Consider the following 12,270-nt stretch of genomic DNA (forward strand, 5'->3'; position numbering starts at 1 on the left):
CTCCTTTAATAGCGTGTTACTTGACGCGAACTGTAGCGACCGGCTTCAACGCCGCTCCGGCCGCAGGGTCTTCGACCACAGCGAAGTACCGGCCGCGTCACGCAGGTCGACGGTCAGCTCGCCGCTCGCGCCGTCCACGTTGACCTCGCCGAAGTGCTGGAAACCGTCCAGCGGCGAGCTGTTCGCCGCGGGCGGCGCGTGCACGAAAACGGCCTCCGGCCCGAACGTCGGATCCAGCGCGTTCGGCCCGAAACCACCGGCGTTGAGCGGGCCGGAAACGAACTCCCAGAACGGGTCGAAGTCGCCGACCGCCGCCCGATCCGGTGAGTAGTGGTGTGCCGCGGTGTAGTGCACGTCGGCGGTCAGCCAGACCACGTTGCGCACCCGCCGCCGCGAGATCTCCCGCAGCACCCAGGCCAGTTCGTGCTCACGGCCGCCGGGCGCGCCGGGCAGCCCGTTGGCCACGCCTTCGATCGCGGTGCCGTCCGGCACGGTGAGCCCGATCGGCAGGTCGGCGGCGACGATCTTCCAGGTCGCCTGGCTGCGATCCAGCCCGCGCACCAGCCACCGCGCCTGCTGCTCGCCGAGGACGTGCCCGACGCCGTTCGGGTCCGAAGTGTTGGCGTCCTTGTAGGTGCGCATGTCCAGCACGAAGATCTCGACGTGCCTGCCGTAGCGGAAGCTGCGGTAGACCCGGCCGTCCACGGCCTGGCGCGCGTCGATCGGCTGCCACTCGTGGAACGCCTGGAACGCCCGCTCGGCCAGCACGTCCACCCGCTTCTCGGTGTACTGCGGCAGGTCGAGGATCTCGCCCGGGTACCAGTTGTTGGTCACCTCGTGGTCGTCCCACTGCACGTAGGCGGGCACTTCGGCGGCGAACCCACGCAGTTTGTCGTCCAGCAGGTTGTAGGCGAACTGCCCGCGGTACTCGTCGAGCGTCTCGGCCACCTTCGACTTCTCCGGGGTGACGAGGTTCCGCCAGGTGCGCCCGTCGGGCAGGGTGACCCGCTCCTGCAGCGGGCCGTCGGCGTAGACGGTGTCGCCGCTGTGCAGGAAGAAGTCCGGGCGCCGGTCGGCCATCGCGCGGTAGATCGGCATGCCGCCGCGGTCGGGGTTGATACCCCAGCCCTGGCCCACGGTGTCGCCGGACCAGAGGAACCGCACGTTCTCGCGGCCGATCGGCGCGGTGGCGAAGCGCCCGGTCAGCGGCTCGCTGGCGGCGCGGCCATCGAGGTCCTCGGCCCGCACGCGGTAGTGCAGTTCGGTGCCGGGCACGAGGCCGGCGACCCGCACCTTGCCGGTGCCGCCGGTCTCCGGGCTGAGCACCGGGCCGGTGATGCGGCGCGCGTGCCGGAACGAGGGGTCGCGCGCCACCTCGACGAGCATCCGCGACGGGCGGTCGGCCCTGGTCCAGACGATCGCCGAGTGGGAGGTGACGTCGCCGGACTGCACGCCGTGCGTGAGCACCGGGCGGTTCTTGCCGAGGGCGAAGGCGGGGGCGGCGCCGAGGGAACCGGCGGCGAGCACACCGGCGCCGAGCACACCGGCGCGCAGCACGGTCCGCCGGTCGTGGTGGTGGGATTCGGTCATTCCGGTGTTCTAGCCGCCATCGCGGACCAGGGGGCCAACTGGGCCTTTCGGCGGGGTGAACGACGGCCTAGGTTGACAGAGGATCACCGGGCGCTCACGGAAGGCGGTCACATGGGGGGACGCAGCAGGTTCAGCCGGATACTCACCGTGGCACTGGTGACCGCCGGGGTGGTCACCACCCCCGCCGCGGCGGACGCGGAGGGCGGCCGCGCGCTGATCCGGTACACCGAACACGGCATCCCGCACATCTCGGCGAGGTCATTCGACGGCCTGGGCTACGGCTACGGCTATGCCGCCGCGAAAGACAACCTCTGCGAGCTGGCGAACGGCTACCTGACCGTGGAAGCGAAGCGGTCGAAGTACCTCGGTCCCGACGGCGCCGCCAACCCCGCGCTCAGCTCGGCGAGCACCAACCTGGCCAGCGACGTGCACTTCCAGCGGATCAACGACGCCGGGGTGGTGGAACGGCTGCTCGGCCAGCCGCGCCCGGAGGTCAAGGAGATCGTCGGGGGGTACGCCGACGGCTACAACAAGTACCTGGAGCGGCACGGCACGCGGGACCCGGCCTGCCGCGACGCGGAGTGGCTGCGGCCGATCACCGAACTCGACGTCTACCGCCACCTGTACGCGATCGCGAGCATTTCCGGGCAGGGCGAGCTGGCGGACGGGACGGTCGGCGCCCAGCCTTCCGGCGCCACCCCGCCCCAGGACACGCTGCCTGGAGACGTCGCAGCACGCATCAGTGCCGCGCTCACGCCCGCCGATTCACCGGCCAGCAACGGGATCGCGGTCGGCAGCGCGGGCACCGCCGAAAGCCACGCCAGCGTGCTGCTCGGCAACCCGCACTTCCCGTGGCAGGGCGGGCGCCGGTTCTGGCAGGCGCAGCTGACCATCCCGGGGCGGTTCAACGCTTCCGGCGCCAGCCTGCTCGGCGTGCCGCTGATCCAGATCGGGCACACGCGGGACGCCGCGTGGACGCACACCTTCTCCACGGCACGCACCTTCGGCCTGTTCGAGGTGCAGCTGGTCCCCGGCGATCCACTGTCCTATGTGGTCGATGGACAGCCGGAGAAGATGAGCGCGCAGAAGGTGTCCGTGGAGGTGAAGCAGCCGGACGGCTCGCTCGCCACGGACACCCGGACGCTGTATTCGACCCGCTACGGCCCGATCATCACCGGCATCGAGGACATCCCGCTGCCGTGGACGCAAACTTCGGCGTACACCCTGCGCGACGGCAACGCGACCAATCTGCGGTCGCTGAACACGTGGTTCGGCCTGAACGAGGCCCGTGACGTCGAGGACGTCTCGAAGGCGCTCAAGTCCACGCTCGGCGTGCCGTGGGTGAACACGATCGCCACCGACCGGCACGGCAAGGCCCTCTACTCCGACGTCCAGGTGGTCCCGCACGTCACCGACGAACTGGCCGAGCGCTGCTCGACCCCGTTGGGGCGCCAGCTCTTCCAAACCGCCCAGGTGTCCGTTCTGGACGGTTCGCGGACCGACTGCCAGTGGGGGTCCGACAGCGACGCGGTGGAGCCGGGCCTGCTCGGCCCGTCGCGGCTGCCGCACCAGGTCCGCGACGATTACGAACTGAACGCGAACGACAGCCCGTGGCTGGCGAACGCCGCCGAGCCGATCACCGGCTACCCCTGGATCGTCGGTGACCTCGGCACCGTGCGCTCACCGCGCACCCGGGAAGCGTTGATCGCCACCGAAGAGCACCTCGGCGAGTTCACCCCGGAAGTGATGAAGGACGTGCTCTTCGGCGACCGCAGCCGGCTCGCGGTGCTGATGGCCGACGCGGTGGCCGAGCTGTGCGGCACCGGCCCGGCCTGCGACGCGCTCGCGTCCTGGGACCACACCTTCCGCCTGGAGAGCCGGGGCGCGCTGCTGTTCCACCGGTTCGCGTTCCGGCTCGGGAGCGCCGACATCTGGAAGGTGGAGTTCGATCCCGCCGACCCGGTCGGCACGCCGAACACCCTCGACGTGCAGCACCCCCGGGTGCGCCAGGCGTTCGACAACGCGGTGGCCGACCTGACCGCGGCGGGCATCCCGCTGGACGCCGAGCTCGGCGACCACCAGTCCGTCACGCGCGCCGGGAAGCGGATCCCGATGCACGGCGGACCCGGGCAGCTGGGCATCCTCAACGCGATGGCCACGGTGTGGGACCCGGCGGCGGGCAACGTCGACGTGGTGCACGGGTCGAGCTTCATCCAGGTGGTGGGACTGAGCGGGAAGGCCTGCCCCGACACCTCGACGCTGCTCACCTACTCGCAGTCCACCGACCCGACGTCCCCGTACTTCGCCGACCAGACGGAACTGTTCTCGCGTGGTGAGTGGGTGCGCGGCCGCTTCTGCGAAGGCGACATCCTCAGCTCACCGGCGCTGAAGGTGGTCGTCCTGCGTTGATCAGCTCGTGCGGTAGGTCATCAGCGCGACCCCGCTGCCGAACACCCGACTGTCCGTCAGGTGGAAACGCGCGGGCGCGAACTCGCCGGTGAACAGCGGGATGCCCGCCCGCGCGATGACCGGGTGGATCTTGACCACGACCTGGTCGATCTCGGGCAGCAACTCCTCGGCCAGCCCGCCGCCACCGCACAGCCAGATGCCGAGGCCGTCCTCGGCCTTCAGCTCGCGCACCCGCGCCGGCGCTTCGCCGCCGATCAACTCGACGTCCTCGTGCGGGGAAGCGGTCATGCTGCGCGAAACGACGAACTGCCGCAGGTGCGAGTACGGACTGGGCGCGCCCGTGGCGACCCCGGCCTCATACGTGCCGCGGCCCATCAGGACGGTGTCGAACTGCTTCGGCGGTACGGAGTCGCTCCGCGACACTGTCCGGACTGCTACAGGTAGAAGTCCGCCTGCCCGGCCGGGCCCGCGATGAAGCCGTCGAGGCTCTGGCCGACGTAGTAGGTGAGTTCGCGCACCCGGGCAGCTTATTCGGCGGGCTGCTGCTGGCTGGGCAACCGGCCCTCGGCCATCCGGCGCGCCACGTCCCGGCGGAGCCAGAGCAACCACAGCCACAGCGCCAGGAAGACGAACCCGATCACCGCGACCGCGGGCAGCAGGAAGAAGAACGCGATCAGCGCGACCTGGAGCACCAGGATCGCGGGCACCGCCCACGGCTTCGACAGGAAGCCGCACAGCACGCCCATCACCACCGCGATGGCGATCACCGCCCAGCCGGTCCCGCTGGTCAGCCCGCCGCCGAGCTGCGCGACCACCGGCAGCGCGAGCGCCACCACGATCGCCTCCATGATCAGCGTGCCCGCCATCACCCCGCGGAAGGACTTCAGCGGGTCCTTCGCCGGGGGTTTCGGCTGCTCGGTCATGCCGGTTCCTTCCCGAACAGGGTGCGGGCCTCACCCGCGGTGAACACCGAGCCGGTGATCAGCACGCCACCCCCGGCCAGCGGCTCCTCGGGATCCTCGGACTCCTCGGCCAGCGCGACCGCGGTCTCCACCGCGGTGTCCAGCCGCGGCGCCGCGTACACGCGGTCCTCGCCGAAGACCGACTTCGCCACCTCGTCCAGCTCCTCCAGCGGCATCGCGCGCGGCGAGCTGTTCTGCGTGACGACCACGTCGGAGATCACCGGTTCGAGTGCTTCGAGGATGCCGTACGCGTCCTTGTCCGACATCACCCCGACCACCGCGACCAGGCGGCGGAAGGCGAACTCGTCGGTGACCGTGGCGGCCAGCGCGCGGGCGCCGTGCGGGTTGTGCGCGGAGTCGAGCATGACCGCCGGTGCCGCGCGCACGCGCTCCAGCCTGCCGGGGTTCTGCACCTCGGCGAAGGCCTCGCGCACCGCTTCGGCCACCAGCTGGCGGTCCTTGCCCGCGCCGAAGAAAGCCTCGACCGCGGCCAGCGCGAGCACCGCGTTCTCGGCCTGGTGCTTGCCGTGCAGGGGCAGGAAGATCTGGTCGTAGACACCGCCGAGGCCCTGCAGCTTGAGCAACTGGCCGCCGACGGCGATCTCGCGTTCGAGCACGGCGAACTCGCTGCCCGCGCGCGCCACCGAGGCGTCGACCTCGATCGCGCGCTCCAGCAGCACGCGCTGCACCTCGGGCTCCTGCTCGGCGATGACCACCACGCTGCCGGGCTTGATCACCCCGGCCTTCTCCCTGGCGATGTCGCGGACGTCGGTGCCGAGGTAGTCGGTGTGGTCGATGGAGATGGGCGCGATGGCGGCGACCTGCGCGTCGGCCACGTTGGTGGCGTCCCAGGTGCCGCCCATGCCGACCTCGAGCACCACGGCCTCGGCGGGCGCGTCGGCGAAGGCGGCGAAGGCCATGCCGGTGAGCACCTCGAACTTGCTCATCCGCAGCTCACCCGCGTTGTCGACCATGGTGACGAAGGGCGCGACGTCGCGGTAGGTGTCGACGTACTTGGCCGCGGAGATCGGGGCGCCGTCGATGCTGATGCGCTCGGTGACCAGCTGCAGGTGGGGGCTGGTGTACCGGCCGACGCGCACGCCCATGCGGGTGAGCAGGGCGTCGATCATCCTGGCCGTGGACCCCTTGCCGTTGGTGCCGGCCACGTGCAGCACGGGGTAGGTGTTCTGGGGGTCGCCGAGCAGGTTGACCAGGGTCCGGATCCGGTCGAGCGAGGGCTCGATCTTGGTCTCGGGCCAGCGCTCGTTCAGCTCGGCCTCGACCACGCGCAGCTCGTAGCGGGCCTCGGGGCCGTTCTCCGCGGGGAGTTCGTCGCTGCCCTGGTCGTCCAGCTCGTGGGTCCCGTCGGTGGACGGCAGGTCGGGCACCGGTCCCAGCGCGAGGTTGTCCCCCAGCTGACCGACGCCACCGACGCCCGCCCCGGCCCCGCCGCCCGCCTCGAAGGCGTGGTCGGTCGCGTGGAAGGTCCCGTCCGGGTTGTCCGGATCGGTGTTGTCGGGATCGTCGATCGCGCCCAGCTCGTCGATCCCGGCGAAACTGTCGAGATCACCCAGCTCAGGCCGCTTCTCCGGCTCTTCTTCGCCTCGCGGCACCCGTGCTCCCAACTTGTGCTGCTACCAACCACCCGAGTCTACGACCGGCCGTCGGAGCAGCTCAGCGGGTGCCGCCAGGAGGGGGGTGGGGCCCAGGGGTCGCCAAGGGAACAGGAAGTGCCGTGAATGTGGCTTTCACGGCGGAATGTGCCGTGAAAGCCACATTCACGGCACCCCCACCGGAGCAACCGCCCACACCCCCCACCCCATCACCCGATCGAGGGGCGGAGTGCACTGAGTGGGGCATTACTGGCGTTGAACGCCAGTAATGCCCCACTCCTGCCACTCACGGGTGGCCGTGTTCCGCCAGTTCTCCCGGCAGGCCTTGGGTGGGCAGGAACACGTGTACGTGCCCCAGGCCCGCCTTGATGCCCGCCAGGTCCAGTTGGTTCGCCGCGACCGACCAGGCCACGACGGCGTCCCGGCGCAGCTGCTCCCCCAGCTCCGCCGAGACCGGGTAGGCCGTCACCGAACGCTGCAGTATCGAGACCGCGCCCGCGAAGCCCGAGCGCGCCAGGTTCACTTCCGTCCCGCCGGAGGGACGGTCGGCGAAGCGCGTCGCGGCCTTGTCGACCGAGGTGCGCCACGCGGTCAACTGCTCCGGGGTGGGCACCGCCGTGGCGGAGACCATCTCCGTGACATCCGTCCGCGCCTGCTCGGCCAGCGAGACCAGGTCCTTGGTCAGCGAGGTGTCCCTGGCCGCGTACTCCTGCTGCAGCTCCTCGACCCGCGAAGGCGAGTCGAACCAGCCGGGCACGACCAGCGCGCCCAGCACACCGAGGACCAGTCCGAGCAGGACCCCGCCGGAACCCCACACCCCCGGAGAGGTGTGGGGCCGGCGCGGGGAGCGATCCGGCAACCGCCCCCGCGACTTGGGGGATCCCATCAGGCGCGCAGCCCGTCGATCAGGGCCTGCGCGTCACGCGCCAGCACCGTGCGAACGGCCGGGTCGGTCACCTTGCGCTCGACCGTGTGCTTGAACAGCGACAGCACCGCCGCCGCGCCCTGCGGGGAGTTCTTGTCCTGCAGGAACTTCGCCGTGGTCAGGGTCAGCTTCAGCTGCGCCGCGGTGAACTGGTCGATCTTGCCCGCCGCGGTGAACTCCTCGACCAGCGCACGCACATCGGTCAGCGAGGTGGTCACGGTGAAGCCGAACTTCTGCGTCACCACGTTGCCCGCCTTGTCCTTGGCGGTCACCACCAGCTCGTGCGCACCCAGGCTGAGGGTGTGCAGCGCGACCGGCGCGCCGTTGGCCACCGGCTTCCCGTCGAGCGCGGCCGCGGCGGTGTCCAACCCGGACACCGGGTCGCCCGCCTCCCAGGAGAAGCCGAGCACCTCCGAGTCGCCGTAGCTGCCACCGGCCTGCACGCCGCTGACGGTCAGCGCGGGCGCACCCGCGTCGATCTTCAGCACCGAGCTGCCTTCGGCCTCGACGTTGCCCTTCTTGTCGGTGGACCGGTACGCGACGACCTGCTCACCTTCACCGGGGACGGCGAACGGTGCGGTGTACGGGGTCCACGCACCGTTGCCGATGCGGTACTCCGTGCCCGCCACGCCGGAACCGGCACCGTCGTCGGCGGTCAGGGTGACCGTCGGGGTGGTGCGGTACCAGCCGTTGGCGCCGTCGGCCGCGGTGAACGCCGCGGTGGTCTTCGGCGCCTGCGCGTCGACCACGGCGACACCGTTCCCGATGAACTTCATCGAGTCCAGGTCGAACGGGCCGACACCGCCGCGGAACACCATGAACAGTTCCGTGGTGCCCTCGAAGTCGGCGAGGTCCACCGGCGGCAGCTGGACGTAGTTGTCCCAGCCACCGGTGCTCGGCACCGGCACGTTCGCCAGCAGCGCGCCGTCGACCGCTCCGGCCCGCAGCTCGACCGAGCCGCCCGCGCCGTCCGGCGCCGAGGCCCGCAGCGAGACCTGGTCGATCCCGGTGAAGTTGACCGGCTTGAACGAGATCCAGTCACCACCGTTGATGTCCCCGATGCGGCGGCCGGATTCGGCCCCCGCCTGCGAGACGATGCGGATGCCCGACGAGCCGGTGAAGAACTCCGCCTGCTTGTGCTTCGGCTGCAGGATCGCGGTGTCGCGGCCGTTGAGCGCCGGAACGCCCTCGGTGCCCTTGTCGGTGTAGCTCGCGTCCACCGAGTAAAGGATGTTCGCGTCCGCGTGCCCATCGTCCACAATGGTCTGGAACTGACCCTCGCAGGCGTTGATCGGGTCGAGCGGGTGCCCGTGCGAGTCGTGCCCGAGCGCCGGCTGCACGACGACGGTGGAGCAGTCGATCGCGCCGTCCTCCGGGTCGGTCACGTTGACGTCGAACGCCACCGTGTCCCCGAAGTCGAACATGCCGCCTTCCACCGGCCAGGCCACGTCCACCGTCGGCGCGGTGTTGCCCACGGTCACCGTTATGTTGGCCACGCCGGACTTCCCGGTCGAGTCCGTGACGGTCAACTGGGCGTTGTAGGCGCCCTTCGCGGCGTAGGTGTGCGTGGGGTTCGCCTCGGTCGAGGTGGCCCCGTCACCGAAGTTCCACGAGAACGTGACGTCGGTGCCCTCCGGGTCCACGGAACCCGCGCTGGAGAAGGTAACCTCCAGCGGGGTCTGGCCGGACGTCGGTGAGGCCGTCGCCTTGGCCAGCGGGGAGCGGTTGCCCTGCGTGTGCTCGATCCGGTACAGCCCCGAGTCCGGGTTGTCGCGGCCGTAGCCGCCACCCCACTCGAGCAGGTACATCGCGCCGTCCGGGCCGAAGCGCATGTCCATCGGCGCCAGCGTGGTCTGGCTGGCGAACCAGGGCGCGATCTCGAGGATCTTGCCTTCGCTGTCGGACGAGAAGGTGTAGACCTTGTTGCGCGCCCACTCGTAGAAGAACGCCTTCCCGTCGTAGTACTGCGGGAACTTGATGTCCGAAGCCAGGTTCGGGTCGAACCGGTAGACCGGGCCCGCCATCGGGGCCGAGCCGCCTTCACCCAGTTCCGGGAAGTTCTCCGACGGGCCGTAGCCGTACCAGACCTCGGCCACCTTCGACGGCGGCAGCTGGGTCAGGCCGGTGTTGTTCGGCGAGGTGTTGACGACGTTGGCGCAGTCGAACTTCGGCCCCGAGGTGCTCGTCGCGAAGTCGAAGTCGTTGTACGGGATGTTGTTGCCGGTGCAGTACGGCCAGCCGTAGAAGCCCGGTTCCTTGATCACGTTCCACTCGACCTGACCGTCCGGCCCGCGGTTCGGGTCGGCGGTGCGGGCGTCGGGACCGTAGTCGGCGGCGTAGATCGTGCCGTCGGTGTCCACGCTGAATCGGAACGAGTTCCGGAAGCCCATCGCGTAGATCTCCGGCAGCGTCTTCTCCGTGCCGGGCGCGAACATGTTGCCCTCGGGCACGGTGTAGCCGCCGTCGGCCTTCGGCGTGACCCGCAGGATCTTGCCGCGCAGGTCGTTCGTGTTCGCCGAGGTCTTCTGCGCGTCGAACAGCTCGCGGCCCACGCGCTCGTCGATCGGCGAGTAGCCGCTCGAGGCGAACGGGTTGGTGTCGTCGCCGACGCCGATGTAGAGGTCACCGGTCGGCCCGAAGGTCAGATAACCACCGGTGTGCCCCGGTTCCTCGCGCCGCGACGCGGGGATGTCGAGCAGCTTGCTCTCCGAACCCGGCACGATCACGTCACCTTCGACGGTGAACCGCGAAACGCGGTTGATCTCTTCGGTGCCCGGCGGCGAGTAGTACAGGTACACCCAGCCGTTGTCGGCGAAGTTCGGGTCCAGGGTCAGCCCGACCAGGCCGTCCTCACCACCGGAGTAGACCGGCAGGTCCAGCGCGGTGGTGGTGCCACCGGTCGCCGGGCTGAACAGCTTCACCTGGCCGAGGATTTCGGTGTAGAACACCCGGCCGTCCGGCGCGATGTCCATCGCGGTCGGTGCCTTGGTGTTGGTGTCCAGCGGCACCTTCTCGAACGCGGTGTCCACGGTGGCCGCGCAGTCGGCGGGTACCACCTTGGCCGCGGTCCGCACGCCACCCAGCAGGTGCTGGATGAACTCCGGCTCGCTGTAGGAACCGATGGGGTGGCCCATCGCGGTCGACCAGACGCGCGAGGTGCCCACGTCACGGCACCAGGAGATCGGGTGGTCGGCCCCCATCGCGTCCTGGCCGGGGTTGTAGGTCTTCTCGTCCGCGGTGACCAGCACGTGGGCCTTGCCGCGGATGCTCTTGTCGAAGTTGTACCACTCTTCGGCGCGGTTCCAGCGTTCCGGCAACCCGGCCGTCGACGGGTGCTGCTTGTCGACCACCTTCGCCGTGCCCTGCAGCACACCCGGCGAGTGCGACGGCATGTGCGTGCCGGCGTTGACCAGCTCGTCCCACCACGGGAACTCGTTTTCGATCCCCATGTCGGTGGCGTTGTGGATGGCCGCGACACCGCCGCCGTCCGCCACGTACTTCTGGATCGCCGCGCGCTCGGCGTCGTTCTGCCACACCATGCCCGAGGTCTGGAACATGATCACCACGTCGTAGGTGGCGAGCGCGGCGTCGTTGAAGACGGCAGAGTCCTCGGTGTGGTCGACCTCGAAGTGGTTGTCCGCGGCGAGTTGCTCGAACATCGCCACACCGGCCGGGATCGAGTCGTGCCGGTACCCGGCTGTCTTGGTGAACAGCAGGGCCCGGAACTCGGGGTCCTGCTCGTGTCCGGGGTGCGCCTGCGCGGCGGCGGGCACCAGGCCCAGCGCGAGCAGCCCGGCGAGCAGGGACCCGCCTACCTTCGGCAGTATTCTTCGTCGAATACTCATGGATTCCTCACGGTTCGGGGTGATGGAGAGGAAAACGTGCTTTCGGCGTGCCGGCGCCGACGAGTGGTCTAGCCCCCTTTCTGAAGCTTCCGCAAGAACGCCAGGCCGTCGGCGGCCAGTGCGTCCTGGCTTTCCGCGAGCGGGCGCCAGATCGACGCCGCGGTGGCGATGCTCGCGTTGTGCGCGGTGAAGGACTCGATGCAGAGCGGGCCGGTGTAGCCCGCGTCCGCGAGCGCGGCGAGGATGCCCGGCCAGTCCAGGTGGTCGGTGCCCGGCGTGCCGCGGTCGTTCGCGCAGACCTGCACGTGCGCGATCCGGCCGGTGGCCGCGCGGATCGCGGCCGGGATGTCGGTCTCCTCGATGTTCTGGTGGTAGACGTCGATCGCCACACCGCAGCCGTCAAGATCGGTAAGCGCTTCCAGAGTTTGCGCGACGGTGTTCAGCAGGCTGGTTTCGTACCTGTTCAGCGGTTCGACGGCCACCGTGACCCCGGCGGCGCGAGCGTGCTCGGCCACCGGGGAAAGGTTGTCCCGCAACTGCTCCAGGCAGTACGCACGGTCCTTTTCGGACATCTTCCAGGTGCGTCCGACCGAGCTGTAGGCCGGCCCGGCGATCACCGGTGAGCCCACCTCCGCGGCGATGTCGGCGACCGCCCGCAGGTAGTCCTGGGTGGACTTGACCGTGGCGTCGCCGGCGGCCACCAGCTCCCGCCCCGGCGGCATCACCAGTGCCACCGAGGCGGACAGGCCGTGCTCGGCCAGCAGCCGGGCCGCCGCACCGGGCTGCCAGTCGCCGAGGTTCTCGACGGGCAGCTCGATGCAGTCGAACCCGGCCGCGGCCACCTTGGGCGCCAGCTCGGCCAGGGCCGCGTCGTCCAGCGGGGACGTCCAGACCCAGGTGTTGACTCCGATGGCGTGCATCAATCC

At 70.1% G+C, this 12,270-nt stretch carries 8 protein-coding genes; 1 reads left to right on the forward strand and 7 read right to left on the reverse strand.

From position 1 onward, the window contains the following. Positions 1-45: 45 nt before the first annotated feature. The gene (locus tag L3Q67_RS00455; protein ID WP_499187602.1) at positions 46-1,590 is read right to left on the reverse strand and encodes an alkaline phosphatase D family protein; all 1,545 of its coding nucleotides are present in this window, start codon (positions 1,588-1,590) and stop codon (positions 46-48) included. A 111-nt stretch (positions 1,591-1,701) separates the two neighbouring features. On the opposite strand from L3Q67_RS00455, the gene L3Q67_RS00460 reads away from it, so the two are divergent. Continuing rightward, positions 1,702-3,999, forward strand: a complete 2,298-nt coding sequence (locus L3Q67_RS00460; protein ID WP_499187603.1) for a penicillin acylase family protein — start codon at positions 1,702-1,704, stop codon at positions 3,997-3,999. On the opposite strand, the gene L3Q67_RS00465 is transcribed toward L3Q67_RS00460, so the two are convergent. The 6 genes from L3Q67_RS00465 to L3Q67_RS00490 all read right to left on the reverse strand — a co-directional run bounded on the left by L3Q67_RS00465 (position 4,000) and on the right by L3Q67_RS00490 (position 12,264). Continuing rightward, positions 4,000-4,422 (reverse strand): dihydrofolate reductase family protein, encoded by a 423-nt coding sequence (locus L3Q67_RS00465; RefSeq protein WP_499187604.1) that lies wholly within the window; start codon positions 4,420-4,422, stop codon positions 4,000-4,002. Positions 4,423-4,526: 104 nt separating this feature from the next. Beyond that, positions 4,527-4,922 carry a DUF4233 domain-containing protein gene (locus L3Q67_RS00470; protein WP_209664883.1) on the reverse strand — a complete coding sequence of 132 codons (396 nt, stop codon included), beginning with the start codon at positions 4,920-4,922 and terminating at the stop codon, positions 4,527-4,529. After that, entirely contained in the window at positions 4,919-6,574 is a 1,656-nt protein-coding gene (gene folC / locus L3Q67_RS00475; RefSeq protein WP_499187605.1) for a bifunctional folylpolyglutamate synthase/dihydrofolate synthase, read from the reverse strand. Before folC ends, L3Q67_RS00470 begins: the two co-directional genes overlap by 4 nt. A gap of 286 nt (positions 6,575-6,860) precedes the next feature. After that, the gene (locus L3Q67_RS00480; protein WP_499187606.1) at positions 6,861-7,460 is read right to left on the reverse strand and encodes a hypothetical protein; all 600 of its coding nucleotides are present in this window, start codon (positions 7,458-7,460) and stop codon (positions 6,861-6,863) included. Further along, the gene (locus L3Q67_RS00485; RefSeq protein ID WP_499187607.1) at positions 7,460-11,344 is read right to left on the reverse strand and encodes a ThuA domain-containing protein; all 3,885 of its coding nucleotides are present in this window, start codon (positions 11,342-11,344) and stop codon (positions 7,460-7,462) included. Before L3Q67_RS00485 ends, L3Q67_RS00480 begins: the two co-directional genes overlap by 1 nt. A gap of 68 nt (positions 11,345-11,412) precedes the next feature. Then, on the reverse strand, positions 11,413-12,264 hold the full coding sequence (locus tag L3Q67_RS00490) for a sugar phosphate isomerase/epimerase family protein (protein ID WP_499187608.1): 852 nt from the start codon (positions 12,262-12,264) through the stop codon (positions 11,413-11,415). Between the last annotated feature and the right edge of the window lie 6 nt (positions 12,265-12,270).

This window comes from Saccharothrix sp. AJ9571 (assembly GCF_021725495.1).
GTDB classification, from domain to species: domain Bacteria; phylum Actinomycetota; class Actinomycetes; order Mycobacteriales; family Pseudonocardiaceae; genus Amycolatopsis; species Amycolatopsis magusensis.

Bases quoted from the DNA above. Each gene is read 5' to 3' on its own strand.
- L3Q67_RS00480 (WP_499187606.1), bottom strand. From the start codon at position 7,460: ATGGGATCCCCCAAGTCGCGGGGGCGGTTGCCGGATCGCTCCCCGCGC.
- L3Q67_RS00490 (WP_499187608.1), bottom strand. From the start codon at position 12,264: ATGCACGCCATCGGAGTCAACACCTGGGTCTGGACGTCCCCGCTGGAC.
- L3Q67_RS00485 (WP_499187607.1), bottom strand. From the start codon at position 11,344: ATGAGTATTCGACGAAGAATACTGCCGAAGGTAGGCGGGTCCCTGCTC.
- L3Q67_RS00455 (WP_499187602.1), bottom strand. From the start codon at position 1,590: ATGACCGAATCCCACCACCACGACCGGCGGACCGTGCTGCGCGCCGGT.
- L3Q67_RS00460 (WP_499187603.1), top strand. From the start codon at position 1,702: ATGGGGGGACGCAGCAGGTTCAGCCGGATACTCACCGTGGCACTGGTG.
- L3Q67_RS00470 (WP_209664883.1), bottom strand. From the start codon at position 4,922: ATGACCGAGCAGCCGAAACCCCCGGCGAAGGACCCGCTGAAGTCCTTC.